This window comes from Labrenzia sp. CP4, assembly GCF_001579905.1.
GTDB classification, from domain to species: domain Bacteria; phylum Pseudomonadota; class Alphaproteobacteria; order Rhizobiales; family Stappiaceae; genus Roseibium; species Roseibium algicola.
In genome coordinates this window covers 5,835,817-5,862,554 of the sequence record NZ_CP011927.1, presented here as the reverse complement: position 1 = coordinate 5,862,554, position 26,738 = coordinate 5,835,817, and the positions used below count along the sequence as shown (strand labels likewise).

At 61.0% G+C, this 26,738-nt stretch carries 23 protein-coding genes; 13 read left to right on the top strand and 10 right to left on the bottom strand.

Translation table 11 applies throughout. From position 1 onward, the window contains the following. Nucleotides 1-462: 462 nt before the first annotated feature. Nucleotides 463-1,260, top strand: a complete 798-nt coding sequence (locus ACP90_RS26920) for a creatininase family protein (RefSeq protein WP_055656929.1) — start codon at nucleotides 463-465, stop codon at nucleotides 1,258-1,260. A gap of 13 nt (nucleotides 1,261-1,273) precedes the next feature. On the opposite strand, the gene ACP90_RS26915 is transcribed toward ACP90_RS26920, so the two are convergent. Next, nucleotides 1,274-2,209 (bottom strand): LysR family transcriptional regulator, encoded by a 936-nt coding sequence (locus tag ACP90_RS26915; protein ID WP_031268748.1) that lies wholly within the window; start codon nucleotides 2,207-2,209, stop codon nucleotides 1,274-1,276. Nucleotides 2,210-2,387: 178 nt separating this feature from the next. Between ACP90_RS26915 and ACP90_RS26910 the strand changes: the two genes are divergently transcribed. The 6 genes from ACP90_RS26910 to ACP90_RS26885 all read left to right on the top strand — a co-directional run bounded on the left by ACP90_RS26910 (nucleotide 2,388) and on the right by ACP90_RS26885 (nucleotide 8,530). Continuing rightward, complete coding sequence (locus ACP90_RS26910) at nucleotides 2,388-3,398, top strand: ABC transporter substrate-binding protein (protein ID WP_022999260.1); 1,011 nt, start codon at nucleotides 2,388-2,390, stop codon at nucleotides 3,396-3,398. Between the two features lie 154 nt (nucleotides 3,399-3,552). Next, on the top strand, nucleotides 3,553-4,311 hold the full coding sequence (locus ACP90_RS26905) for an ABC transporter ATP-binding protein (protein ID WP_286145775.1): 759 nt from the start codon (nucleotides 3,553-3,555) through the stop codon (nucleotides 4,309-4,311). Then, entirely contained in the window at nucleotides 4,311-5,231 is a 921-nt protein-coding gene (locus ACP90_RS26900) for an ABC transporter permease (protein ID WP_201030437.1), read from the top strand. Before ACP90_RS26905 ends, ACP90_RS26900 begins: the two co-directional genes overlap by 1 nt. Beyond that, complete coding sequence (locus ACP90_RS26895; RefSeq protein WP_062492044.1) at nucleotides 5,231-6,535, top strand: cytosine deaminase; 1,305 nt, start codon at nucleotides 5,231-5,233, stop codon at nucleotides 6,533-6,535. Before ACP90_RS26900 ends, ACP90_RS26895 begins: the two co-directional genes overlap by 1 nt. A gap of 2 nt (nucleotides 6,536-6,537) precedes the next feature. After that, a complete protein-coding gene (locus tag ACP90_RS26890; protein ID WP_062491106.1) occupies nucleotides 6,538-7,944 on the top strand; it encodes an FAD-binding oxidoreductase in 1,407 nt (468 codons plus the stop codon). 4 nt (nucleotides 7,945-7,948) lie between these two features. Continuing rightward, on the top strand, nucleotides 7,949-8,530 hold the full coding sequence (locus tag ACP90_RS26885; protein WP_062491104.1) for an NAD(P)H-dependent oxidoreductase: 582 nt from the start codon (nucleotides 7,949-7,951) through the stop codon (nucleotides 8,528-8,530). Between the two features lie 21 nt (nucleotides 8,531-8,551). Here the strand turns inward: ACP90_RS26885 and ACP90_RS26880 are convergent, their stop codons facing one another. The 4 genes from ACP90_RS26880 to ACP90_RS26865 all read right to left on the bottom strand — a co-directional run bounded on the left by ACP90_RS26880 (nucleotide 8,552) and on the right by ACP90_RS26865 (nucleotide 13,358). Then, the gene (locus tag ACP90_RS26880; RefSeq protein WP_062491101.1) at nucleotides 8,552-8,956 is read right to left on the bottom strand and encodes a RidA family protein; all 405 of its coding nucleotides are present in this window, start codon (nucleotides 8,954-8,956) and stop codon (nucleotides 8,552-8,554) included. A 144-nt stretch (nucleotides 8,957-9,100) separates the two neighbouring features. Next, entirely contained in the window at nucleotides 9,101-10,759 is a 1,659-nt protein-coding gene (locus ACP90_RS26875; RefSeq protein ID WP_062491099.1) for a CRTAC1 family protein, read from the bottom strand. Next, entirely contained in the window at nucleotides 10,756-12,177 is a 1,422-nt protein-coding gene (locus tag ACP90_RS26870; protein WP_062491097.1) for a di-heme oxidoredictase family protein, read from the bottom strand. Before ACP90_RS26870 ends, ACP90_RS26875 begins: the two co-directional genes overlap by 4 nt. Next, the gene (locus ACP90_RS26865; protein WP_208993411.1) at nucleotides 12,174-13,358 is read right to left on the bottom strand and encodes an ROK family protein; all 1,185 of its coding nucleotides are present in this window, start codon (nucleotides 13,356-13,358) and stop codon (nucleotides 12,174-12,176) included. The genes ACP90_RS26870 and ACP90_RS26865 overlap by 4 nt, the downstream gene beginning before the upstream one ends. A 350-nt stretch (nucleotides 13,359-13,708) precedes the next feature. Between ACP90_RS26865 and xylF the strand changes: the two genes are divergently transcribed. The 5 genes from xylF to xylA all read left to right on the top strand — a co-directional run bounded on the left by xylF (nucleotide 13,709) and on the right by xylA (nucleotide 19,905). Continuing rightward, nucleotides 13,709-14,740, top strand: a complete 1,032-nt coding sequence (gene xylF / locus ACP90_RS26855; protein WP_022999249.1) for a D-xylose ABC transporter substrate-binding protein — start codon at nucleotides 13,709-13,711, stop codon at nucleotides 14,738-14,740. 137 nt (nucleotides 14,741-14,877) lie between these two features. Continuing rightward, nucleotides 14,878-16,167, top strand: a complete 1,290-nt coding sequence (locus ACP90_RS26850; RefSeq protein WP_031268746.1) for a sugar ABC transporter permease — start codon at nucleotides 14,878-14,880, stop codon at nucleotides 16,165-16,167. Between the two features lie 24 nt (nucleotides 16,168-16,191). Then, nucleotides 16,192-16,959: an ATP-binding cassette domain-containing protein gene (locus ACP90_RS26845; RefSeq protein ID WP_006939086.1), complete on the top strand. Its 768-nt coding sequence runs from the start codon at nucleotides 16,192-16,194 to the stop codon at nucleotides 16,957-16,959. 149 nt (nucleotides 16,960-17,108) lie between these two features. Next, complete coding sequence (gene xylB, locus ACP90_RS26840; RefSeq protein WP_062491091.1) at nucleotides 17,109-18,560, top strand: xylulokinase; 1,452 nt, start codon at nucleotides 17,109-17,111, stop codon at nucleotides 18,558-18,560. Nucleotides 18,561-18,585: 25 nt separating this feature from the next. Next, nucleotides 18,586-19,905, top strand: a complete 1,320-nt coding sequence (gene xylA / locus ACP90_RS26835) for a xylose isomerase (protein ID WP_062491089.1) — start codon at nucleotides 18,586-18,588, stop codon at nucleotides 19,903-19,905. An 80-nt stretch (nucleotides 19,906-19,985) separates the two neighbouring features. Here the strand turns inward: xylA and ACP90_RS28085 are convergent, their stop codons facing one another. The 3 genes from ACP90_RS28085 to ACP90_RS26825 all read right to left on the bottom strand — a co-directional run bounded on the left by ACP90_RS28085 (nucleotide 19,986) and on the right by ACP90_RS26825 (nucleotide 22,304). Continuing rightward, entirely contained in the window at nucleotides 19,986-20,144 is a 159-nt protein-coding gene (locus ACP90_RS28085) for a DUF2256 domain-containing protein (protein WP_208993638.1), read from the bottom strand. Between the two features lie 2 nt (nucleotides 20,145-20,146). Continuing rightward, nucleotides 20,147-21,715 (bottom strand): deoxyribodipyrimidine photo-lyase, encoded by a 1,569-nt coding sequence (locus tag ACP90_RS26830; protein ID WP_062492042.1) that lies wholly within the window; start codon nucleotides 21,713-21,715, stop codon nucleotides 20,147-20,149. 79 nt (nucleotides 21,716-21,794) lie between these two features. Continuing rightward, the gene (locus ACP90_RS26825; RefSeq protein ID WP_031268744.1) at nucleotides 21,795-22,304 is read right to left on the bottom strand and encodes an MmcB family DNA repair protein; all 510 of its coding nucleotides are present in this window, start codon (nucleotides 22,302-22,304) and stop codon (nucleotides 21,795-21,797) included. 136 nt (nucleotides 22,305-22,440) lie between these two features. On the opposite strand from ACP90_RS26825, the gene ACP90_RS26820 reads away from it, so the two are divergent. Beyond that, nucleotides 22,441-22,923, top strand: a complete 483-nt coding sequence (locus ACP90_RS26820; RefSeq protein ID WP_062491087.1) for a hypothetical protein — start codon at nucleotides 22,441-22,443, stop codon at nucleotides 22,921-22,923. 149 nt (nucleotides 22,924-23,072) lie between these two features. On the opposite strand, the gene sulP is transcribed toward ACP90_RS26820, so the two are convergent. Next, nucleotides 23,073-24,857, bottom strand: coding sequence for a sulfate permease (sulP, locus tag ACP90_RS26815; RefSeq protein ID WP_022999241.1), 1,785 nt, complete (start codon nucleotides 24,855-24,857; stop codon nucleotides 23,073-23,075). A 92-nt stretch (nucleotides 24,858-24,949) separates the two neighbouring features. After that, nucleotides 24,950-26,620, bottom strand: coding sequence for a bifunctional protein tyrosine phosphatase family protein/NAD(P)/FAD-dependent oxidoreductase (locus tag ACP90_RS26810; protein ID WP_062491085.1), 1,671 nt, complete (start codon nucleotides 26,618-26,620; stop codon nucleotides 24,950-24,952). Between the last annotated feature and the right edge of the window lie 118 nt (nucleotides 26,621-26,738).

The window sequence follows — 26,738 nt, the reverse complement described above, 5'->3', positions numbered from 1 at the left end:
CGAGCCTCAATGCGGCGTCCTACCTCGCACATCACAAGGCAAATCTTTGGTGTAAATGTGGCCGCTTCGCTTCTGGGTAGGCATAGGTGCGCCCAAACTTTCGCCATCCGGGTCGGGCGGTTTAACCCGGAATCCAACTCATCTCCTTGGGGAACTCCCGCTAACTGCATGGTTAACAAAAGGTTTCAGGATTTGCGGTGGCGGGAAAACGACCGGTTTCTGCCTGTTTTCGGAACCCTGCGCCTGTGGACATGTTTGTGGACAGAAAAGGAAAATATTTTTCGATTGAGTGCAAAGTGGCGGACGGATGTCGCCATATTTTGCTCCGGGTCGGTAAAGGGCTTGAAACCCACTGCACACAAAAAGGCAGCGGGCTGAAGACATAATGATGCTTTTCAAGTGTCGCCGACTTGCCTACGCCAAACAGGAACGCATCACGGCAACAGAGTTGGGGCAGCGCCGATGGCCAAGCATTTCTTCTGGAACGAATTGAATGCCTCGGATTTTGCGGCGCTTGATCCCGAGCGGACCATCGCAATCCTGCCGACCGCCTCGACCGAGCAACATGGCCCGCATCTGCCGATCGCGACCGATGTCGCAATCGCCCAGGGAATGCTTGCCGAAACGCGCAAACAGCTGCCGGAAGATCTCGATATCCTGGTGTTGCCTGTGCAGGAAATCGGCAAGGCGAACGAACATGTCTACGGCCCGGGAACATTGTCTCTCGGGGCTGAGTTGCTGATCCCCGTCTGGACCGCCATTGGCCAGAAAGTGTCGGAAGCCGGCATTCGCAAGATGGTGATCGTCAATTCCCATGGTGGCAACACCGACATCATCAGCATCGTCTCGCGCGAACTGCGCGTGCGTTACGAAATGGCTGTTCTGGTGACACATTGGGGCCGGTTCGGCCATCCGGACGGCATGATTTCCGCTCACGAGTCCAAATTCGGTATTCACGGCGGCGAGGTCGAAACGTCCTTGATGCTGCATTTCCGGCCTGAACTGGTCCGCATGGACAAGGCCGAGAACTTCGTCTCAAAAGCCGAAGAGATGCTGGAAAACTCCAAATACATCCAGCCGACACCGCCCCATGCCCTGGCCTGGATCGCCCATGATCTCAACCCGGCCGGCGTCGTTGGTGATGCCTCCAGGGGGACGGCGGAAAAAGGAGCGGTGATCAGTGCTCATCAGGCCGCCGGTTTCATTGAGATGCTGCGTGACTTCACAGCCTATTCGCTGACCAACCTGTATAAGCCATAACGATCTTCGGATCTTAAACGGGCAGGTTGCCTTCCCGTTGCAATTCCTCCACCTGAGCAACGAGTTCCTGCAGCAGGAATTCGACGAACAGGCTCGTTGCCGCGTCCATCGAGGCTCGCGCCCGAGTAAACAGCTTCATCGGCTGGTGATGTGTCCGGGCAACGTTCAGTGGTCGGAAAACAAGCTCGCCCCGCCGGCATTCGGCCAGAACGTCCAGCGGATTGAGCAGGCTGATGCCGATGCCGCGCCGGACAAGCTGGCGAACCGTTTCCGAGGAGTTTGTTTCCAGGATCGGTTCCACCGGGATCGGCACGGACGACAGTACCAAATTGATCACATCCCGCAGGCTGGTTCCCGATTGGGCCAGCACCAGACGCTCCTGAACCACATCCACGAGATCGACCGGCCCGGTTTCCTGCGCCAGCTTGTGTCCGGGCGGAACCACCGCACCAATGGGAATGTCGAAGGTGGCCAGCGTCCGCAGGCCCGGCGTTGCGGCAATGTTGAAGCCGAGGCCGATGTCGACTTCGCCTGTCAGGACCGGATTGATCGTCGTCGTGCCGCCGTCACTGCGCAGCTTGATGTGAACGCGCGGGTTCTTCTCGATGAACTTCGCGATGATTTCCGACAACGGCCCCGAGGCGAGGCCGACGGTTGTCACCAGCGAAACCTGGCCGGCCTGCGGCATTTTCAGCGCCCGGATCCGGGTCTCTAGCCTGGCATAGTCTTTCAGAACGCCGCGGATATGTTCAACGCACAGCTCTCCTGCCGCGGTGAGCCGCAGCCCGCGCGGTAGGCGCTCGAACAGGGGAACGCCGAATTCCTCTTCCAGGGCAAGGATTTGCCGGTTGATGGCGGAGGACGACACATTCAGCCGATCAGCTGCCTTCCGAATGGAGCCGCAGCGCGCGATCTCATCCAGGTAAAGCAGCTTGCGGGAGTGAAGCAGGGCCAAGAAGTGCCTCCTTTTTGTGCATGCGGCACAATTGATCGTCAGAAAAGATAGCGATGACAATAAGGCATCGCTGCAGGCGAATTTTGATGCTTTTCAACGTGCGCTGCAAGGGATCAAATATTTTCGGAAATGTGCGGTTTCACGGTAGTTTTGTTTTACTGGAGGGTACGAAATGACAGTTTTCCCATCTGCGAAGACGCTTCTCGCAGCGGTTCTTCTCACCGGAACCGCCACTCACCAGGCATTGGCGCTGGATGAGGTAAGCTACGGCACCAACTGGCTCGCGCAGGCGGAACACGGCGGGTTTTACCAGGCCGTTGCCGACGGCACCTACGAGAAATACGGCCTGAAGGTCACGATCGCGCCGGGCGGCCCGCAAGCTGCCAACGATGCGCTGCTGATCTCCGGCAAGATCGATTTTTACATGGGCGGGACGCTGAAGGGCTTCGACTACGTCAAGGAAGGCATTCCGCTGATCAACGTCGCCAGCATCTTCCAGAAGGATCCGCAGATCCTCGTGGCGCATCCCGATCAGGGCATCGACAAGTTCACCGACCTTGCCAAGCTTGAAACCATCTACATGGGCAAGGACGGCTACGTCACCTATTTCGAGTGGATGAAGAAGAACTTCGAAGGCTTCTCCGACGCCCAGTTCAAGCCCTACACCTTCAACCCGGCTCCTTTCATCGTCGATCCCAAGTCCGCGCAGCAGGGCTATCTGACCTCCGAGCCGTATGAAATCGAAAACCAGGCGGGTTGGGCACCGAAAGTGTTCCTTCTGGCCGATGAAGGCTGGACGCCCTACTCGACCATGATCACCACCTCCAAGGCGCTGGTCGAGGAAAACCCGGATCTGGTGCAGCGTTTCGTCGATGCCTCCATCGAGGGCTGGTACAACTACCTGTATGGCGACAACGCCGCGGCAAACGAGTTGATCAAGAAAGACAACCCGGAGATGACCGACGGTCAGCTCGCCTATTCCCTTGCGAAGATGAAGGAATACGGCATCGTGGATTCCGGCGACACGGAAGAGAAGGGCATCGGTTGCATGACCGACGAGCATTTCAAGGCGTTCTTCGATACGCTGGCTTCGATCGCCGTCGTGGATGCCTCTCTTGACTACAAGCAGTCCTACACCACGGACTTCGTCTGCAAGGGCGTCGGCCTCGATCTGAAGAAGTAAGGCCGGTTTGGCAAATCCATTCCGCTTCGCGCCGCGGCGTGCGAAGCGGTCGCCTCCAGATGCAGAGTTGAGCATGGTCATCGCCGAACAGGGCAGCGCAGAAACGAAGACGCCGTCGGCCCGCAGTGTGAAATCGTCCCGCCCGCTGGTGGCGATGGATAATGTTTCAAAGGTATTCTCCAACGGGACGCTGGCCCTGTCCGGCATGTCCATGACGGTCCGGCCGGGAGAGTTCATAAGTTTGCTGGGGCCGTCCGGTTGCGGCAAGTCGACCGCGCTCAGGATCATCGCCGGCCTTGGCGGCGTATCGGAAGGCGAAATCGACTGGCCGAGTTTCCGCATCAACTCCAGAGGGCTGCCTGACGGCGACATCAGCTTCGTGTTTCAGGAACCGACGCTGATGCCCTGGCAGACCGTCTTCGGCAATGTCTACCTTCCCCTGCGCCTCAAGGGCATCTCAAAGAAAGCGGCATCGGAACGGATCATGACCGCGCTGGAAAGCGTAGGCCTGAAAGACTTCGCCGATGCCTATCCGCGCGAACTTTCCGGCGGCATGAAGATGCGTGTCTCCATTGCGCGTGCGCTGGTAACCGAGCCCAAGCTGCTGTTGATGGACGAACCCTTCGCGGCCCTTGACGAGATCACGCGCCAAAAGCTGAATGACGATGTGCTGGCGCTCTGGAAGGCGACCGGCATCACGGTGATCTTCGTGACCCATTCCGTCTATGAATCCGCCTATCTGGCAAACCGGATCGTTGTGATGAAAGCCCGGCCGGGCCGCGTGCATTCGGACTTTCTCCTGCACACCAGTCTGGAGCGGGATGCGCAGTACCGTACCTCCGAGGAGTACAGGCAGGCCTGTGCGGAAGTCTCCGCCATGCTGTCGGAAGCCATGGGAGGCGAGGAGCACTGATGACCGCACCAGCAAACGAAACACTGGCACCCGCCGACGTGCTGCAGGAACCAGACAGCGAAGCGCAAGTTGCGCGCAAAAGGCCGGCATCAGCAGCCAAGCTGCCGACAAAGGAAAGCGCTGCCGCTGCCAAGCGGCGGGAGCGTATCCTGACGGTTCTGGTGCCGATCTTCGTCATCGCAGGCTTGATCGCGCTCTGGCAGGTCATGGTCACCGTGAATGACATTCCGCACTACATTCTTCCCGGTCCGGGCCTGGTGGTGAATTCACTGATGTCCGACTGGCACATCCTGCTGCCCGCCCTTTGGGTGACGACCAAGATCACGCTTGCCTCCCTTGCGCTGGCGTTGATCGGCGGTGGCGGCATGGCGATCCTGCTTGTGCAGTCGCGCTGGATCGAGACGGCGCTCTATCCGATCACCGTTATCCTGCAGGTCACGCCGATCATTGCGATCGCTCCGCTGATCCTGATCTACGCTCCGTCAACACAGGCAGCGCTTCTGATCTGTGCGTTTGTCGTCGCCTTCTTCCCGATCCTGTCCAACATGGTGCAGGGCCTGAAAAGCGTGGATCACAACCTCCTGAACCTGTTTGAACTTTACGGTGCCTCGCGCTGGCAGACGCTGATCTATCTGAAGCTGCCGGCTTCCCTGCCGTATTTCATGACCGGCCTTCGCATCGGTGGCGGCCTTGCGTTGATTGCGGCGGTCGTTGCCGAATTTGCGGCCGGATCGGCCGGTGCAGGCTCGGGACTTGCCTTCCGCCTTCTGGAATCCCAGTTCCGGCTCAATATTTCACGTCTGTTCGCAGCGCTGTTCCTGCTTGCCAGCCTGGGGGTGCTGATCTTCGCTTTGACGTCCTTCATCTCCTGGTGGACACTGCATCGCTGGCACGAAAGCAGCCTGAAGCGGGAAAACTGATGACACTCGACCTTCCCAAAACCGGCCGGTTCGCGCTGCGCACCGCAACCCTGCCCGCCGCAGTCACGCCGGTGTCGGCGCTCCCTGCGCGCGAGGGCCTGTCGTCGGCCGATCTGATCGTCGCAGACGGGCGCATTGAGGCCATCCTACCGGCTGGGGCAGCCCCTGCGGACATCGAAAGCGTTGATCTGCAAAGGCGCATGGTCTGGCCCTGCTTTGCCGACATGCACACCCACATCGACAAGGGGCATATCTGGGACCGACAACCCAACCCGACCGGCGATTTCGACGGTGCACTTGCCGCCGTCAGGGCCGACCGGGAGGCAAACTGGACGGCCAGGGACGTTGAAACGCGCATGGACTTCTCCCTGCGCTGTGCCTATGCGCACGGGACCAGCCTCCTGCGCACCCATCTCGACAGCCTGGCACCGCAGCACCGGATTTCCTTCGAGGTGTTCGCCGACATGCGCGAACGCTGGAAAGACCGGATCGCCCTGCAGGCTGCCGCCCTGTTTCCGATCGATGCCATCGATGACGACGCCTATTTTTCCGACCTGGTGGAGGTCGTCGTGGCAAACGGCGGGCTGCTTGGCGGCGTGACCTTCCCGTTGCCGGATCTCGACCGCAGGCTGGATATCCTGTTTCGCACGGCTGCGGACAACGGCCTCGATATCGACCTGCATGTTGATGAGACCCAGGATGCCAACGTCTTGACGCTGCTTGCTATTGCGGAAGCCAAGCTGCGCAACGGGTTCGAAGGCGCGGTGACGGTCGGCCATTGCTGTTCCCTGGCGCGCCAGGACGACGACAAGGCCAAGGCGACAATCGACAAGGTGCGGGAGGCAGGCCTCTCCGTCGTTTCCCTGCCCATGTGCAACATGTATCTGCAGGACCGGCACCCGGGCCGCACGCCACGGTCGCGTGGCGTTACCCTGCTGCACGAACTGCGGGCCGCAGGCGTGCCGGTGGCCGTTTCATCGGACAATACCCGCGATCCTTTCTACGCCTATGGCGATCTCGACATGGTGGAAGTATTCCGCGAGGCCGTCCGGATTGCGCATCTGGACCACCCGCTTGATGATGCGGCCAAGGTGGTCACCAGCCTTCCGGCCGATATTCTGCAAGTTCCCGAAGCCGGGCGGATTGCCGAGGGGTTGGGCGCCGATCTTGTCATCTTCAACGCTCGAAGCTGGAGCGAATTTCTGTCCCGTCCGCAGGCGGACCGCATCGTGATGCGGAATGGCATGGGCATCGACCGTCGCCTGCCGGATTATTCTGAACTTGACCCGCTGACGAAAGGCTGACCATGGCCGATTACGAGACAATCAAGGCCGAACTTGATGGCATTGCGGTTGAGGACAATCCGCGTCTGGTTCAGGCCAAGAGCCGTGACTTCTACTGGTATTCGCCGGTCCTCAAGGCCCAGCTCGACAACGTCACCGGAGATCTTCTGGTCTCGCCGAAAAATGAAGCCGAAGTCATAAAGGTTCTGAAAACGGCATTCGCCCACGGTGTGCCGGTCACGCCGCGTGGTGCGGGCACGGGCAACTATGGCCAGGCGATGCCACTGTCCGGCGGCATCGTGCTTGATATGTCGAAGATGGACGAGGTCAAGGAAATCGCACCGGGCCGGGTCGTCTGCGGTCCGGGCATCGTCATCGCAAAGCTCGACAAGATTACAAAGGAACATTCGGGCCAGGAACTGCGCTTCCATCCTTCAACCGCGCAAACCGCGACCATTGGCGGCTTTATCGCTGGTGGTTCCGGCGGTGTCGGTTCGGTTCACTGGGGCGGCCTGCGCGATCTCGGCAACATCCTGCGCCTGCGCATCGTGACCATGGAAGCCGAACCCAGGGTGATCGAGCTGTCCACCTGGGACCTGCAGAAGGTCAGTCATGCCTATGGCACCAACGGTATCATCACCGAAGTCGAAATGCCGCTGACAACGGCCCATGACTGGGTGGACGTGATCGTTGGCCACGAAACCTTCATGGACGCGGTCGTCTTTTCCGACAAGCTGGCGCGCAGCAACGGTATTCTGCTGAAGGAAGTCGCCCCGATTGCTGCACCCATTCCGTTCGATTTCTTCACGCGGCACAAGCCCTGGCTGAAGGAAGGCGAGGCGGTCACCGTGCTGATGGTGGCCCCGCACTCCATGTCGGCAATGCTTGCGCTTGCGGAACGGATGAAGGGCGAAGTGCGTTTCCGGTCGGACGAAGTGGAAAGCATGAAGGGCATTCCGCATGTCTATGAGCTTGCCTGGAACCACACGACACTGCGGGCGCTGAAGTTCGACAGTTCCTTCACCTACCTGCAGACGCAGTATCCGGGCCCGAACCACGTGGAGCTTGTGCGCAAGACCACCGAAATGTTCCCGGGCGAGATCTTCGGACACCTGGAGTTCCTGCGGTTCGATGGTCAGGTGCAATGTTCCGGCCTTCCCCTGATCCGCTACACGACGGAAGAACGGCTGGACGAGATCATCCGGCTGCATGAGGAAAACGGCTGCCGGGTGTTCAACCCGCATCGCTACACCCTTGAAGAGGGCGGCATGAAACAGACCGACCAGGTCCAGCTCGCCTTCAAGAAGGAGACAGACCCGGAAGGGTTGCTCAATCCGGGCAAGATGATCGCCTGGGACAATCCGGACTTCGACTTCAATTCCGGCCAGAACTATCTTTTCCCGGGCCTTCAGGCCTTTGCCGAGGCCTGATCAGATGCGCGTACTGGTTCTCCATTCCCACCCGCAGGAGCACAGTTTCGGTCGGGCGCTCTATCACAAGACCTGTGAAAGCCTGGCGAAGGCCGGGCATGAGGTCGACGGCTGCAATCTCTATGAGGAAGGGTTCGACCCCGTCCTCTCCGCCCGCGACAGGGACATCTATCACGCGGTCCCCGACAACCGGGAACTGGTCGACAATTACTGCGAGCGCCTGCTGGCGGCGGAAGGTCTGGTCATCTGCACGCCGGTCTGGAACTTCGGTTTTCCCGCGATGTTGAAAGGTTACTTCGATCGTGTCTGGCTGCCAGGCGTTTCGTTTCATCTGGAAGACGGCACCTTGACGCCGACCTTGCGCCATATCCGCAAGATGGCGGCCGTCATGACCTATGGCGGCAGCCGGTGGCGGGCGTTTCTGGTTGGCGATCCGCCGCGCAAGGTGGTCAATCGGGTCATCCGGGCACAGATCAAGATTGGCGCACCGGTGAAATATCTCGCCCATTACGACATGAACAACTGCACCCCGGCCTCGACCGGTGCCTTTCTGGAGAAGGTCGGCAAGGAGATGGAGCGGTTCTGACACCGCTCCGTGCTTTCTGGGCTAGAACACCTTCGCCGCGGTCACTTCCACTTCCACCAGAAATTCCGGACGCGTGAAGCCACCAACCACCAAAAGGGTCGAGACCGGTTTCAGCGTTCCGGTGTAGCGGTCGCGAACGGCCATATAGTCCGCGAAATCTTCCCGCCGGGTAACGAAACCGGAAATGCGGATGACGTCGTCAAAGCTCATCTCCGCTTCCTTCAGGATGGCGGCGATGGCCTCGAAACAGATTTCGGCCTGGCCGGTCACGTCCGGCGGAATCGTATCGTCCGGCCGGATGCCGAGCTGGCCGGAGGTCACCAGCAGGCTGGCGCCGGGCGGCATGTAAAGGCCATGATTATACTGCCCGAAGGGTGTTCGAACGGAAGGGGGATTGAAGGATTTCTTGTCGGTTGGACCGGCCATGAGCGCAGGTTCTCCAGAAGTTGCATCTTGTCATGCATGTTCCGGTATAAGAGCCGGAAAGTCATTGAAAAAATGCAGCTTTTCTGAATTTACAATGGCCTCGCGAACCAGTTATTCAGCGCCGGAAAGGTACCTTGCCGGGGCCTATTCCGGATACCAGAGCTTTGCCTTTTCCGCACCCCGTTCGATGATCACGTGACCGTTGGCAAAGACCCGGTAGCCGTGGCTCCAGTCGCCGTCCGGCCACTTGATGCGCACGTTGGCACGTTCCGCCACACCCAGGCCGAAGTGAACGAAGCCCATCTGGCCGGAGGCATGGCCAGCCCCCACCTGGATGTCCTTCACCACGGTCCGGTTGCCCGTCTTCACGCTGATCTTGGCACCCACTGCGCGGGAGTTGGGTTTGCCCGGCTGGCGCACGTCCACAGCCAGCCAGTTGCCGAGCTGTTTCGGTTCTTCTGAAGTCCCCTGGCCAACGTTCCGGAACAGGCTCACCGGTCCGGAGCGGTTGACGACAACCAGATCCACCAGTCCGTCGGCGTTGAAATCCGCCAGACCCGCCCCGCGTCCGCGCCGGTTCAGCGCAATCCCGGCCGTATCGCCGGTTTCCACAAAGCGGCCGTCCCATTGGCCGAGCAAGAGATTGTCCGGGTCATAGGCCGCGAAGTCGGGCATGGCTTCCACATTGCCCTTGGCAATGAAGAGGTCCCAGAGCCCGTCATTGTTGACGTCCTGAAACTCGGAATGCCATCCGGTTGAGGGTTTCAGGTCTTCGCCCGCATAGGGCCGGTGCGCAGTAACGCCGAGGTCGAAGGCAATGTCCTGATAGACCGGCACGGTCTCGTCCGATTCCGGGTCGAGTTTCTGCAGCTTGGTGTCGCCCATGCTAGTGAGCGCATACTCGGGAAAACCGTCCACATCCAGGTCGATAGACGCAATGCCCATGCCCCAGATCTTCAGGTGTTGCCAGCCATCGGACTTGCGATAGGGGCGAGGAGGCCTGCCGGGCGCAATGGCCCAGAGCTGCTCCTCGCCACCGCGGTAATATTGCCGGTCGTTCGAGATCCTGAGTGCAGGTTCGCCCGAGCGGTTCCAGTCGGTGAACAGCATCGACAAGCTGCAATATCCCGGCGACAGGCGCGTTGCCTCCGCGTAGAGCGGGCTGCCGTCCTCCGCCTTTTCCGGCCGGAACAGGAAGTTGTCGTGACAGGTGCCCCAGGGCGAACCGGGGGCAGAACGATCGACATAATTGCCAAAGGCAAGCGTTGGATAATCGAGCCCTGCTTCGTAGGTGGCGGAAAAGGAAGTGCTCCATTCGCGGCCGCCGTCGAAGCCAAGAGCCCGGTTGGCAACCTCGAAGGTACAGGCGCCCTTGCCTTCCAGGATCAGGTTTTCACCCAGGCGCAGCACGACGAGATCCAGGATGTCGTCGTTGTTGATGTCGAGCGGATAGGCGCCGAGCACGCCGGTGGCCTGTTTTTCGTTGAGGCCGGTTTCCACCGCGGTGAATTTCAGCGGTCCTGCCACACGGCTTTCGTTGCGAAAAAGCTGCGCCGGGTTCTTGCCGCCGGCAAAGAACAGATCCGGCTTGCGGTCGCCATCGCAATCGAAGATCGCGGTGCCGCCACCAACGAAGAATTCCCACGCACCGTCATAGGAATGCTCGATGCCCGCAGCCGAAGCCTCTTCCACAAACGAGGGGACGGGCGCAACGGAAACCTGACGGGTGTCGTCTGCCAGAGCCGGGGCCGCAAGGCTTACGCTCAACAGCGCACCGGACACGGAAAGGCTGAAAGGCTTCATTCCGCGATCTCCAGGCTGCGCAGGAAGGCGATGATCGTCTGCTGCTCTGTTTCCGTCAGACCTGCATAGGCCTTGCGGCTGTCGGAAGCAGCGCCGCCATGCGCCAGGATCGCCTCTTCCAGCGTCGTGATATCGCCCCGGTGCCCATAGGGCGCGGTGCTGCCGATGCCCCAGAGTTCGGACGTGATGAAAACGTCGCGCGCAACAAAGCGTTGGGCCAGCAATTCATTGCCGAAGGTGTCATTGGCCGCATCGGCAATCGTGTGGCGCTTCAGGTCGCCGTAAAGGGGAACCAGCACCCGGCCCTGGTCATCGCGCGGCAGGGCCTTCACCCAGTCCAGCGTGCCGAGGTCAAGTTCGAGCGGCGCCTTCACATCGCTCTGGCGCAGGGTACCGGCGGTGTCGAACGGGCCGGGATCCTGAAAGATGAGGCTTTCGAGCGGCAATTCGGGAATGTGGCATGAGCTGCAGCCGATGGTGCCGAAAAGCGCTTCTCCCTTTGCCGCCGCCTGCTGCCAGACATCCGGCAGATCCTGTTTTCGGGTGGGCGCGGGAAGGGTTGCCTGGAAAGCGACCAGCGCCGAGATCTGGCCCGGCGAAATTTCGCCCGTATGGCCGTCACCGTCGAAGTCGTCCGATCCTGTCCACTCGGCGCCGAACCGCTCGACCGCCTGTATGCCATGATGATCGTTGGTGGCGTTCACGCTGAACTGACGAAGCGAGGCAAAGACACCCTTCTGGCTGAAAGGCCGCAAGGTCAGGTCGTCGTCGATACCCTCGAGACGGGAAACGTCCAGTGTCCCGTCGGGAAAGGCGGTCAACTTGCCGAAGGAGACGCCCTTTGTTTCCAGACTGACTGTTTCTTCCTGACCGCTTTTCCGCACCCGGGCCAGCAGATCCGTCCGCTGGCTGCGCAGGTCCGTGGTCATTTCCCGGGCAAGCAATTCGATCAGCCCGGCTCCCTGAAGCGCGACCGTATTGCGCTCGTTGGAAAACTGGGGATCCGTTGTGTCGAAGTCGGCGCTTTCGAAGCCTTCGGACACGAACACGTTTGCTGTGAACGCACCGGAACCGCCGATCACAGGCTCGTTGTGGCAGGAAGAACAGGAATTGGCGTCCATTCCTGCAAGACGCTGGAAGGCCTGCGGTGCCTTGCGGCGCACTTTTGTCGGCACGATAGCCCGCGTCGCGTCCGGCCGGCCTGCGCCATCCAGCGTGGTGAACTTGTCCTTGAACAGCTCTTCTCCAAGCGGCTGCAGCACGGTGATGGCATCTTCGCCCGATTGCGCCAGGGCGTCGATATCGACGTCTTCCTTGATGGCCCGTTCGCTCCAGGGCGCGGGATCGGCAAGCGCTGATGCAGGCAGGGTGATGCCGAGGACGAGAGCAGAGACTGCGAGCCGGGATTTGCCTGTCATGCCGTAGCCTCCTTGCGGTCGAGCCGGGCTATGCGGCCCGAGGGCGGAGTTGCGTTGCCGAGAAAATCCTTGTCGAGACGTTCCATCGACTGGGCGATCAGGCCGCTGCGAATGAAGTCCTCATTCCACGGCATCACGTCCAGGGAGAAATTGTTCCTGAGATCGGAAACGAGAGCCTCTTCCAGCCCTTCCCACATGCCTTTTTCCATGAAGGAGAAGGCACGCATCGCAGCGCCGGTCAGCACCACGCGCTTGGGGTCGATCATCGCAATCACCCGGGCAAGACCATAGCCCAGAACCCGGCCGGCCTCGTGAAACGCGTTGCAGGCGTCCTTGTCTCCCGAGCCGGCCAGTTCGATCAGCCGGGCAAGGCCGCTGACGCCCGCCTTGATGGTGCCTGGATCGGTGTTCTCCGACAGATGAGAGGCAGCCCGCACCAGCGCGTAATCGGATAGATACGCCTCAAGGCAGCCCTTCTTGCCGCATCGGCAGAGTGCCCCGCCGGGCAGATGGTTGGCATGGCCGAACTCGGCGGCCGTGCCGCTTGCTCCCGAAAACAGCCGGTTATCGAGGTAAAGCCCCATGCCGACACCGTAATCGAGCATGATCACGGCAAATGTCCCGCTGTACTTGTTCGGATCCGACCAGTGCAGCGCTTCGGTGATCATGTTGGTGTCGTTGGAAATGTAGCAATCCGCCCCGAAGGCTTCGTGCAATGGACCGACGACAGGGATCTTGCGCCCGGCAAAGGCGGGGCTCCAGGCAACGACGCCGGTTTCCGTTTCGACGACCCCCTGTGCGGCAACGCCGATTTCCCGAACCCGTGACGGGCCGATGCCGGCCTCGTCGAGGAACTGCCTGATCGCGGTGATCAGGGTTTCGGGAAAGCTGTCGGCATCTTCGGTGGCGCTGTCAAAATGGCTGCGCCTGTCGCACACCACCTCACCGGCGAAATTCACCAGCGACAGGTCGATGTTGTTGACCGACAGACGGACGCCAACCGTATAGACCGCGTCCGGCTTGAGCTTCAAAAGGGTGCGTGGCCGTCCACGCGCCTGGGGTGTTTTGGGCTCCTCGCTCTCCAGGCTCAGGATCAATCCCTGGTCCAGAAGATCGGAGGTGATGGCCGTCACCGTCGCGGGGCTCAGCCGTGTCATCTGGCCGAGATCTATCCGCGCCATAGGGCCGTTCCGGCGCAGGGCCTGTAGAACAATACTTCTGTTTTGCCGCCGGATCTGATCCCGGTCCGCCTTGCGTGTCATGCTCGCTCAGCTCTTCCCAAGGTGTTTCCTCTGTCCCGGGTTTCTCCCGGTTTTCCTGCTTCTCACCGGGTGTGTCAAACCCCGCGGAACAGTGTTTTGCAAAACCATGTTGACAGGAGCAGCGCTTTCCTGCAACTTTTTTTCGGGCACCAAAAAAAATAACAATAAGGCTGTCCTTTCTGAAGGCGCCTCGAAAAGGCGCTTCGACACTGACGCATTTCAGGCACATCCGCCCGACGTGGGATGCGCCAACTGGAGGAAACATCGCAATGCGTAAAATCACCACTTTGCTGGCGGGCGCCCTGCTGTCCGCGACCGCACTGAACCTGGCCCACGCAGAAGACGTCATTGTCGGCGTGAGCTGGTCCAACTTCCAGGAAGAACGCTGGAAGACTGACGAAGCCGCCATCAAGGGCGCCCTTGAGGCAGCCGGCGCGACTTACATTTCCGCCGACGCGCAGAGCTCGTCCGCAAAACAGCTTTCCGACGTTGAGGCACTGATCGCACAAGGCGCGACTGCCCTCATCATCCTGGCGCAGGATTCCCAGGCAATCGGCCCGGCCGTGCAGGCCGCTGCTGACGAAGGCATCCCGGTTGTCGGCTACGACCGCCTGATCGATGATCCGCGCGCCTTCTACCTGACCTTCGACAACGTCGAAGTTGGCCGCATGCAGGCACGTGCCGTTCTGGCTGCCGCGCCGAAGGGCAACTACGTCATGATCAAGGGCTCCCCGACCGACCCGAACGCGGACTTCCTCCGCGGTGGTCAGCAGGAAGTCCTGCAGTCCGCAATCGATGCGGGTGACATCACGATCGTTGGCGAAGCCTACACCGACGGCTGGCTGCCGGCGAACGCACAGCGCAACATGGAACAGATCCTGACCGCCAACGACAACAAGGTCGACGCGGTTGTTGCTTCCAACGACGGTACGGCCGGCGGTGTTGTTGCCGCTCTGACCGCACAGGGCATGGACGGCATTCCGGTGTCCGGTCAGGACGGCGACCATGCCGCTCTGAACCGCGTTGCAAAGGGCACGCAGACGGTTTCCGTCTGGAAGGACGCTCGCGAACTCGGCAAGGCCGCCGGTGAAATCGCCGTCAGCCTGGCCAGTGGCACCGAGATGGGCGGCGTCGATGGCGCAGCTGCCTGGACGTCTCCGTCCGGCACCGAGCTGACCGCCAAGTTCCTGGCACCGCTTCCGGTCACCAAGGACAACCTGACCGCGGTCGTCGATGCAGGCTGGATCTCCAAGGATGATCTGTGCCAGGGCGTCGAGAACGGCCCGGCTCCCTGTAACTAATAACACTACGCTTAATGTGCGGCCCCGGTTACTGTTAACCGGGGCCGTAATAACAGGGACAGCTGCTGCGAAAGCCGCTCCCCGGGATGGGCCACCCGATGCGTAAGCGTAATGGTCTCCAAGCAGGAGTAACCTCTATGTCTGACACCGCACTGTCAGGGCCCAAAAGCCCGACAGCACGAAACTTGTTTGCCGCATTGCAGCTGGACACACGGCTTCTCGGCATGATCGGGGCGTTCATCGTCCTGTGCCTGGTGTTCAATGTGATTACGGATGGCCGGTTCCTGACGCCGCGCAACATCTTCAACCTGACGATCCAGACCGTGTCCGTTGCCATCATGGCCACCGGTATGGTGTTCGTTATCGTCACCCGCCACATCGATCTGTCCGTCGGCTCCGTTCTGGCGACCGTTGCGGCGGTCATGGCGGTTGTCCAGACCGATGTCCTGCCGCCGCTGCTCGGCCTCGGCAATCCGGCTATCTGGATCCTGGCCATTCTGGCCGGTGTGGTCGTTGGTGTGCTGATCGGTGCCTTCCAGGGCTGGATGGTCGGTTATCTCGGCATTCCGGCCTTCATCGTGACGCTCGGCGGCCTCCTGGTCTGGCGCAACGTTGCCTGGTTCATCACCTCCGGTCAGACCATCGGCCCGCTCGATGAAACCTTCACCATGATCGGAGGTATCGGTGGCACCATGGGCGAAACGGGATCGTGGATCTTCGGCGTTCTGGCCGTCGCGGTTGCGCTTTGGATGCAGGTCTCCTCGCGCCGCCGCAAGGCTGCGCATGGGTTCCCGGTCAAACCCGGTTGGGCGGAAGTCACCATGGGTGTCATCACGACCGGGGCAATTCTCGGGTTCGTCTGGGTGCTGAATGCCTATGACATTCCCACCGCCCGTCTTGAGCGGATCTTCGAGGCCCGGGGCGAAACCATGCCGGAAGGCCTGGTCATGGGCTACGGCATTCCCTACTCGGTGCTGCTTCTGATCGTGGTTACCGTCGTCATGACCATCGTCGCACGCCGCACCCGTCTCGGACGCTACATTTTCGCAACCGGCGGAAATCCGGATGCCGCGGAGCTCTCCGGCATCAACACCAGGTTCCTGACCGTCAAGGTGTTTGCCATCATGGGCGGCCTCAGCGCGCTCGCAGCCGCTGTCGCGGCCGCACGCCTCGGCTTTTCGACCAACGACATCGGCACGCTGGACGAACTCAGGGTCATTGCCGCGGCAGTGATCGGCGGCACCGCGCTTGCCGGCGGTGTCGGCACGATCTACGGCGCCATCCTGGGCGCGCTGATCATGCAGTCATTGCAGTCGGGCATGGCCATGGTCGGCGTCGACGCCCCGCTGCAGAACATTGTCGTGGGCACCGTGCTCGTCATCGCCGTCCTCGTCGACATCATCTATCGCAAGCGCACGGGAGACTGAGACATGGACGCGCCTCTCGTAGAAATGAAAGACATGTGCATCTCCTTCGGCGGGGTGCAGGCCGTGGATCATGTCTCTGTCGATCTTTATCCGGGTGAAGTCGTGGGTCTGCTTGGCCACAACGGTGCCGGCAAGTCGACCCTGATCAAGATCCTTTCCGGTGCCTACAAGGCCGACAGCGGCGAAATCCGCATCAACGGCAAGGAAGTGCACATTCACTCGCCGCGCGACGCGCGGGCGCAGAACATCGAGACCATCTACCAGACGCTTGCTCTGGCGGATAATCTCGATGCCGCGTCCAACCTGTTCCTCGGCCGTGAACTGACCTCGCCGCTCGGCTTTGTCGACGACGATGCCATGGAAGCGGAAACCCGCAAGATCATGGGCCGGCTCAACCCGAACTTCAAAAAGTTCCATGCGCCGGTGAAAGCCCTGTCGGGCGGTCAGCGCCAGTCGGTGGCCATTGCCCGCGCGGTCTATTTCAACGCCAAGATCCTGATCATGGACGAACCGACCGCCGCGCTTGGCGTGCATGAAACGCAGATGGTGGCTGAACTCATCCAGGAACTGAAGAAACAGGGCCTCGGCATCTTCCTGATCAGCCACGACATCCACGACGTCTTCCAGCTTTGCGACCGTATCGCGGTCATGAAGAACGGTCAGCTAGTCGGCACCGCCCGCACGACCGACGTCACTGATGACGACGTGCTCGGCATGATCATTCTGGGTAAATGCCCGGAAGGGGCGATCCCGGGTCCAGGTGCTCTTGTGGACGATACAGTGGTCGGATAAACCGACAGGACCCGCGGGCTCTTGCCCGCGGGACTTCCTCATGGTTTGAACAGATGGCCTGGCCCTGTTCGGACGGTGTGGACCCTCATGCCGACACCCGGTCACGGGCCATCGGCATTCTTTTTGATTGTTTTTGAGGAACGCACCTCATGTATATCGGCCTCGATATCGGTACTAGTTCGGTCAAAGCCATTCTTCTTGGTGAGGACCAGTCCCTGATTGCATCGGCAACCGCGGAGTTGACGGTCCAGCGTCCCCATCCGGGCTGGTCGGAACAGGATCCGGACAGCTGGTGGCGGGCTTGCGAAACCGTTCTGGACGCGCTCAAGGCGGAAGCGCCGAAGGCCATGGCCGCGGTGCGTGGCATCGGCTTGTCCGGCCATATGCACGGTGCCACGCTTCTGGATGCCGCCGGTAAGCCGCTGCGCCCCTGCATCCTGTGGAACGACGGCAGGTCGGGCAAGCAGTGCTCGGAGCTGGAAGCGGCCGAGCCGAAATTCCTGACGCTCGGCGGCAACCGGGTGATGCCGGGCTTCACCGCGCCGAAGCTGCAGTGGGTGCGCGAGAACGAGCCGGAAATCTTCGCCAGAACCACCATGGTTCTGCTGCCCAAGGACTATGTCCGTTTCAAGCTGACGGGCGAGTACTTCGGCGAAATGTCGGATGCCGCCGGAACGCTCTGGCTGGATGTCGCCAGACGCGACTGGAGCGACGCGCTTCTGGCCGCCACGGGCCTCACCCGTGAGAACATGCCGCGCCTTGTCGAAGGCTCCGAAAGCTCGGGCACACTCAAGGCGGATCTTTGTGGCCGCTGGGGTTTCGACGCCGCTCCGGTGGTGGCCGGCGGCGGCGGCGACAATGCCGCATCTGCCTGCGGTGTCGGTGCGGTCGATCCAGGCTCGGCCTTTGTCTCGCTCGGGACCTCCGGCGTGCTGTTCGTGACCAACGACCGCTTCTCGCCCAACGTCGACAGCGCGGTTCACGCCTTCTGCCATGCCGTGCCGGACACCTGGCACCAGATGGGGGTGATCCTTTCGGCAACCGACAGCCTCAACTGGCTCGCAAAGGTACTGAAGCGCAATCCGGGTGAACTCACCGGTCTGGTTGGCAATGTGGAAGGGCCTTCGCCCGTTTCCTTCATGCCTTATCTCGGCGGCGAACGGACGCCGCACAACGACGTCGACATCCGCGCCGGCTTCTTCGGCATTTCCCACGGAACCGACGATGCCGAACTCTGCCACGCGGTACTCGACGGTGTCGCCTTTGCGCTGAAGGACTGCCTGGAAGCGCTCAGCGTTGCCGGCACCGGTATCGAACGCGTTCTGGCGGTCGGCGGCGGGTCTCGCTCGACGGTCTGGCTGGAGATCATCGCCAGCCTGCTCAATGTTCCGGTCGACGTTCCGGTGGATGGCGACTTCGGCGGCTCGCTTGGCGCGGCCAGGCTCGGTCAGGCCGCCGCGCTCGGTAGCACCGAGGGCATTTTCACCAAGCCCGCCCTCAAGGCCAGCATCGATCCGGTGCCGGCCCTCACACAAAGATATGCCGAAGGCTACGAGCGCTGGCGCAAGCTTTATCCGGCGCTCAAACAAGCCGGCTTTTAGGAAACATATTCAAGGAGATGACAACATGAGTACTGGGTTCTTCGGCGATCTTCAGCCGATCCAATACACCGGGCCGGCAAGCACCGAGCCGCTGAGCTATCGTCACTACAACAAGGACGAGATCGTCCTTGGCAAACGCATGGAAGACCATCTGCGTCTAGCCGTGTGTTACTGGCACAGCTTCTGCTGGCCGGGGTCCGATCCGTTCGGCGGCGAAACCTTCAACCGATCCTGGATGGCGGCTGGCGGCGATCCGATGGAACAGGCCAAACTGAAGGCAGACGTTGCCTTCGAGATGTTCCAGATCCTGGGCATGCCGTTCTTTACCTTCCATGACCGCGACGTCGCGCCGGAAGGCCGGACGCTTGCCGAAAGCAATGCCAATGTGAACGCGATTGCCGACATCTTCGAAAAGAAGATGGCCGACACCGGCATCAAGCTCCTTTGGGGCACGGCCAACATGTTCTCCAACCGCCGCTTCATGGGCGGTGCGGCCACCAATCCGGATCCGGACGTCTTCGCCTATGCCGCCGCACAGGTGAAGAACGCAATGGACGTCACCTATCGCCTCGGTGGTGAGAACTATGTGCTCTGGGGTGGCCGCGAAGGCTACGAGACCCTGCTCAACACCAACATCAAACAGGAGCTGGACCAGTTCGGCCGCTTCCTCAACATGGTGGTCGAGTACAAGCACAAGATCGGCTTCAAGGGCACGATCCTGATCGAGCCGAAGCCGCAGGAGCCGTCCAAGCACCAGTACGACTACGACGTCGCCACCGTCTATGGGTTCCTGAAGGCCTATGGGCTGGAAAACGACGTCAAGATGAACATCGAGCAGGGCCACGCCATTCTGGCCGGCCACTCGTTCGAGCACGAACTGCACATGGCCCGTTCGCTCGGCATCTTCGGGTCCGTCGACATGAACCGCAACGACTATCAGTGCGGCTGGGATACCGATCACTTCGGCATGAACGTGCCGGAACTTGCGCTCGCCTATTACGAGATCCTGATGGCGGGCGGCTTCACCACCGGTGGCACGAACTTCGACGCCAAGCTGCGTCGCCAGTCACTCGACCCGGTCGATCTGATCCAGGCGCACGTCGGCTCAGCCGACGCGATTGCCCGCGGTCTGAAGGCCGCGGCAGCCATGATCGAGGACGGCCGACTGAAGGGCTTCGTCGATGACCGTTATGCCGGCTGGCAGAAGCCGGAAAACGCCGACATCCTCAAAGGTGGTTCCTCGCTCGAGACATTGGCCGAGCGCGTCCACAAGGCCGACCTGGAACCGCAGCCGAAATCCGGCAAGCAGGAATACCTGGAAAGCCTGGTCAACCTGTTCGTCTGAGGACTGTCTGCACACAAGAACGGAGGTCACGGGCACCGTGACCTCCTTAATTCGACTGACCGCTTGGCCGGCAGACTGCCTCAGCTGCGCATTGTCCCTTGTTTCGTGTCCTTGTTGCGCCTGCAGCGTTCGGAGCAATGGCACACCTCTTCCCAGTCACGGGCCCATTTTCGACGCCAGGTGAAGGGGCGTCCGCAAGTGGCACAGAGCTTTACCGGCAGATCCCCTTTCTTGCGCATCTTCATGAGTTTGGCCCGAAAAGGTCTGCCTGGTCGGGATTGATCCGCGGTTTCCTGCCGCGTCGGGCTTTCTCCTGGCCGCGCATTGCAATCCCGCTTTTCCGGCTGCCGTGTTTCGATTGGATATCTGCCGCTGCCCCGCGGAATGCTTGTCCCTTCCGTACAGCCCAGACCTTGTCCCGCGCCTCGCGCGCCGCCTCGAGATAATCGACGACCGGGAAGGGATAGCATTTGCCCAGAACCTTGCCTGCGTTATCTGCCTTCCAGGGTTCGTGAACATGCGCGGTCGCAATGTCCTTCAGCTCCGGCACCCACCGTCTAACAAACAGACCCTCCGGGTCCTGATCGAGACCCTGCTTCACCGGATTGTAGATCCGGATGGTGTTGATCCCGGTGGTTCCCGATTGCATCTGCACCTGCGGCCAGTGAATGCCGGGTTCATAATCGGTGAAAAGCCGCGCCAGATGCAGGCCCGGTGCTCGCCAGTCCAGCCACAGATGATAGCTGGCAACTGCCATCAGCATTGCCCGCATTCGAAAATTCATCCATCCGGTGGCCGCGAGTGCTCGCATGCAGGCATCGACAAAGGGCAGGCCCGTCTCCCCTTTCTGCCAGGCTTCAAGCCGTTCTCGGTCAGGCTGGGCCGGTCGAAGCCCCTCGTAGGCGGGGTGCAGGTTGCGGAACTCCAGAGAGGGTTCGTCTTCAAGCTTCTGCATGAAATGGCAGTGCCAGTGAAGACGGCCCGAAAAGGACCGCATGGCTGCCTGCCACGTGCTGCGGCCGGGAAACTCCGAACCCTTCAGATCACGCTGGCGGCTCCAGGTCGCCTGGGTTACCTCGCGCAGCGACAACGAACCGAATGCCAGATATGGCGAAAGACGGGAGCAGGCATCGAAGGCCTTCACCGGCGTCGCCATGGCAGCCCGATAAGGCTTGCCGCGCTGAAACAGGAAGCTGTGCAGAGTTGACTGTGCAGGGGACCGCCCGCCGCGCTGCCGGTTCGGGCAATAGTCGTTGGGCAAACCCAGTTCCGATGCTGCTGGAGGCTTGCCGAGATCGATACCGGGATTGCTTTCGGCAAGTGGCGACAAGCGGGGTGGATCGACAGGCGCTTCTGCCATGAAGCGGTCCCAATGCGCGGCCCAGCCATCCCGTGTTTGAAGGCGTCGAATTACGCCGGTTTGCCGGCACTCCGTCCAGGGAATTCCCTGAGCCCTGCACCAGGCGGCAACACGCTTGTCCCGGGCAAACGTCCAGTCGTTTCCCGTCTCTTCATGTGACCAGAGCCCTGCAACTCCGTTTGATCGCAAGAAGGCACCAAGAACCTCGGTAACCTCGCCCGTGCGGATGACCAGCGGCTGGCCAACCGCTGCCAGGTCTCGTCTCAATTCGGAAAGGCATTCCAGCAAAAACGCATAGTGGCGTCCGGCCATGTCGGGCTGTTGCCACAGGTCGGGTTCGATGACGTAGAGCGGCAGTACCGGACCGTGAAGGCTTGCCCGTTTGAGCGCTGCATTGTCCTCAATCCTCAGGTCCTTCTTGAACCAGACGATCTGGATGGTTTTCGTCACGACATTCTGTTCCCGTCCAGGAAGGAGTTCTTCCTTGATACGCGTGAACAGGGCGTTGGATTTGTGTCGGAGGCGTTTGTCAGAACCGGTTGAAGATCTGTGCGCCGTCCGGGTCTGACAGGTTGTGCAGGCGGTGTGCAGCATGGCGGGCGAAACGATGGGTTACCGATTTCCGGGTCGCTGCCGCCAGCTTGTGTTCCGGTGCTTCGCGCAGGATCTCCGCCCCGAAGCCGTCGGAAACAATCAGCCCGGCCTCCTCGGGAAAGATCTCCAGGGGGACGTCCGGATGCGTCGCGAAATAGAGCCGGTCGCAATGAAGGCGGTAGTCCGGCCACTTGGTATCCGCCCGGAAATCGGCAATCGAGGATTTGACCTCGACTATCCAGAGCTCATGTTTCGGCCCAAGCGCCAGGAGGTCCGCTCGCCGGGCGGAGGCAAGGGTGACTTCCGGCAGGCAGGCGAAATCGAGTTGACGCAACAGCCGCGCGGCCCCGCGCCAGACCTTCAGCGCTGTTTCCGACTGACGTCCGTCCTTGAGCGGGTCATCCAGCTGAATCCGCCCCGCTAGTGGCTGATGATCGGGTTCCATGCGCATTTTGTTCCACATTTGTTCGTTTTTTGCAAGTTTTGCCGTTGGCGACATTGACCTTTCCTGCCAACTTGCGCGATGTTTCGGCGCATCGGATAATCCGGTTGGATCTTGTCACTCCGGGAGGGGGTAGCGGTTGAACGGTTTCACACGAAATGCCTTGTTGGGCGTTGCACTGGCGTTTGCGTGCGGGCCTGCGCTTGCAGGCAAGGGAGACCTGATGTTCAAGGTGCCGAAATCCGCACCCCTTCTGCAAGGGCGGGCACTGGATCTGCGTTTTGCGGATTTCGCGCAAGGCATATGGGTTCGGGAACTGCAGGATTGTCCGGCTCCACGGATCGACCGTAGCGCACCCGGTTCGACGCTGGCCATCTACCGCGGCCTTCTGGAAACCCCGGGGCGCATCTGCCAGGTCTATGGGGCTGAAAAGAGCGGCAAGATGACCCAGCGTGCGGCCATCAATTGCCTGCTGACGGATGGCGGCGAGGCGATCGAACTGGTCACCGTTCAGCCTCGCGGCACCGAAGGGCTCATGGTTCAGGAAGGCGAGAAGCCGCCGGTCCATTTCCGCTTCTGCGAGAAGATCGTGCCGATCCTCCAGTCGTCAAACAGCAACTGATGCCTTTTTGCTGGTTGGTTTGAGGGCGAGCAGCTCTCTGCCTCAAGCACCTGACAGCAAAAAATGCCTCATCCTGAGGAGCGGTGGATCGGACAGAAATGCGGTAACAACCGGTTCGACCCTCTCACAGCAAAATAGCCGGAGCCGGATCAGATCTCCGGCCCACTCCACAGGTTCGATTTCGCGGTCTTCTTCGGCGTGCGGCTTTCCGAGATATGCGCCGTCAGCGGGTCGAGCGTGCACAGGGCGTCATACTGGCTGAGGAACACCTGCCCGCTCAAATGCTTCAGGAAATCGGTCCGCTTCAGTCGGTCCATCACCGGTCCCTTCACCTCCGAAAGGTGGAAGGAAACACCGGAATCCGACAGGCGGTGGTTGATTTCCTCAAGGCTCTCCAGGGCACTGGCGTCGATCTCGTTCACGGCCGGGCACATCAGCACCACGTGTTCGATATCGGGCTTTTCGGCCACCAGTGCATAGATCCGGTCTTCCAGAAACCGCGAATTGGCAAAGAACAGGCTTTCATCGACCCGTAGCGTCAGCACCCGGTCACCCGTCACCACGGCGTGCCGGTCAACATTGCGGAAGTGCTCGGTTCCCGGCACGACGCCGACAATTGCCATATGTGGCCGGCTGCTGCGGTAGAGATAAAGCGCGATCGACAGGGCAACGCCGGTCACCACGCCCGGCTCGACACCGAAGAACAGGGTGATCAGGATCGTCGCGGCCATGGCCGCGAAATCGCTCTTGGAATAGGCGAACGTCCGCTTGATCGCGCCGAGATCGACGAGCGACAGCACGGCAACGATGATGGTGGCGGCCAGAGTTGCCTGCGGCAGATGCGTCAGCAGCGGGGTCAGGAACAAGGTGGCCAGCGCAATGCCGACAGCGGTGAAGGCACCAGCCGCCGGGGTCGCTGCCCCGGCATCGAAATTGACGACCGAGCGGGCGAACCCGCCGGTGACCGGATAGCCACCGGAAATGGCGGAGGCAATGTTGGAGGCGCCGAGGCCGATCAGCTCCTGATCCGGCTCGATCCGCTGACGCTTCTTGGCTGCCAGGGTCTGCGCAACGGAAACGGATTCCACAAAACCGATGACCGAAATCAGCAGCGCGGGACCGGCAAGCGCCAGCCACAACTCGCTGTCGAAGGCTGGCAGATGCGGCACCGGCAGGCCGGAGGGAATGTCCCCGACAACACGCACGCCTTTCTCGCCGAGTTGAAAGACGGCGGACAGGATCGTGGTCACCGCTACGGCTGCCACCGGCCCGGCCTTGGTCAGGATATCGGCAAAAAACGGTTTCATTCCCATGCCGAGCAGCAGCTTCTTCAGGCCTTTGCGCACCCAGAAGAGGAAAGCCGTGGCCGATACGCCGATTGCGAAGGTGATCCAGTTGATCTCGCCAAGGTGCTGCAGGATGGAGCCGAGGATGTCGTAAAGCGTATGCCCGTTCGCCTTGACGCCGAGGATGTGCTTGAGCTGGCTGGAAGCAATCAGCAGGCCCGACGCGGTGATGAAGCCTGAAATCACCGGATGGCTCAGGAGGTTCGCCAGGAAGCCGAGCCGGAACAGGCCCATGGCGATCAGCATCAGGCCCGACAGGAAAGCGAGAATGATGGCGGCACCCAGATATTCCGGGGTGCCCTGCCTGGCCAGTTCGCCAACGGCGGAAGCCGTCATCAGCGAGACCACGGCAACCGGCCCGACGGCCAGCGCTCGGCTGGTGCCGAACAGGGCGTAGGCGACAAGCGGCAGGATGGATGCATAAAGGCCGACTTCAGGCGGCAGACCAGCCAGAAGCGCGTAAGCAAGAGACTGCGGGATCAGCATGATCGTCACGATCACCGCCGCAACGAGATCGTTTGTCGCCGTTTCCCTGTCATAGCTTTTGCCCCAGTCGAGAATGGGCAGATAGCGCTTTAGGCGGATCATTTTTCTTGGCCTTTGTCGGGGCTGGTAAAAACTCGAGCCGGGAAACCGGCTCGAGTTGCAGGTTGGTACGATGGGCCCGTTTCCCGGGCTTGTTATGCTGCCGATACTTTTTCCGGCTTGGCCAGCCATTCCTTGCCGCGCAACATCGCACGCCAGTAAATGGGAGGCAGGATTCGCTCCTTCAGGAGCCATGCGGTGCGCGTTGGCTTGGTCCCGTCCACCAGCCAACGCGGGAAGCTCGGCAACAGCGTTCCACCGTAGCCGAACTCGGCCAGGACGATCTTGCCACGTTCAACGGTGAGCGGGCAGGAGCCGTAGCCGTCATATTGGGCCGTCGCGCTGTGCCCTGCGATATCGGAAACGATGTTTTCCGCGACCACCGGTGCCTGTTTGCGCGCAGCCGCGGCCGTCTTGGCATTCGGTGCGTTCATCACATCGCCGAGCGACCAGATGTTGTCGAAGGTCTTGTGGCGTAGCGTGGACTGATCGACATCGACCCAGCCGGCGGCATCCGCCAGCGGCGAGACGCGGATGAAATCGGGCGCTGTCTGCGGCGGCGTCACATGCATCATGTCGAACTCGACTTCCACCTGGCGTGGATCCTTTTCCGGTTCCTTCACCTCGAAGACGGCCTTTTTGCCAGGCCCGTCGACGGCAACCAGATTGTGGAAGAAGTTCAGGCCGGCATCGTATCGCTTCACGTAGTCCATCAGCGCAGGTACATAGTCCTTCACGCCGAACAGCACACCGCCGGCATTCATGAACTGGATGTCGATCTTGTCCAGAGTGCCGGACTTCAGCCAGTGGTCTGCCGAAAGATACATGGCCTTTTGCGGCGCACCGGCGCATTTGATCGGCATGGGCGGCTGGGTGAACAGCGCCCGTCCAGCCTTCATGGTCTGCACCAGGTGCCAGGTGTAGGGAGCCATGTCGTATCGATAGTTGGACGTCACGCCGTTCTTGCCGAGCGTGTCGACAAGGCCTTCGACCTTGTGCCAGTCGAGCTTCAGGCCCGGGCAGACCACCAGCCGTCCGTATTTGACCACACGGCAGCCGTCCAGAACGACGGCATTGTCCTTTGGTTCGAAGGCGGCGACTGCCGACTTGATCCAGTGAACGCCCTTCGGAATGAGGGAGCCCATGGTCTTGGCGGTGTCCGAGGCCTCGAAGATGCCGCCGCCGACCATCGTCCAGCCGGGCTGGTAGTAGTGAACGTCCGCCGGATCGATGATGGCGATTTCCAGGTCCGACTTGCGGGAAAGCAGACTGGAAGCCACCGAGATGCCGGCCGCGCCACCGCCCACGATGACGACGTCGAAACGCGCATCCTCGGCAGTTTCGGTCGGTGTGCGGCCGCCGTTGGCGATGCGCCGCACCACGCCAGCCATGTCGTAGCCGGCGGCCTTGGTTTTGGAGAGGATGTCGGAGAGCGGCAGCTTTTCGGCCTGGGACAACGACCAGAGCGTTGCCGAGCGCGTACCGGTCCGGCAATAGGCCAGGATCGGTTTCGGCAGGCTTTCCATCAACCGCCCGAACTCTTCGGCATCCGTATCGCCCACCTTGCCGGCAACGATGGGCAGATACCGCGCTTCCATACCGAGCTTGCTGGCAGCCGCTTCGATTTCCTCGAACGAGGGCTGGTCGGCACCTTCGCCATCCGGGCGATTGCAAATCACCGAGCGAAAGCCCTGTTGTGCAAAGTCGGCCATGTCCTCGGGTTTTACCTGGGGAGCTACCGATATCTGGGAATTGATTGCTTTCATGGGTCCTGTCCGCCTCCTCCCGGCGATGAAGTCTCGACCGATTTTCCGCAGACGCCTCCCCGCGTGGATACACGGGGATCAGTCGTCTGCTTCGGTTCTGCTAGAGGGACCGTTCAAT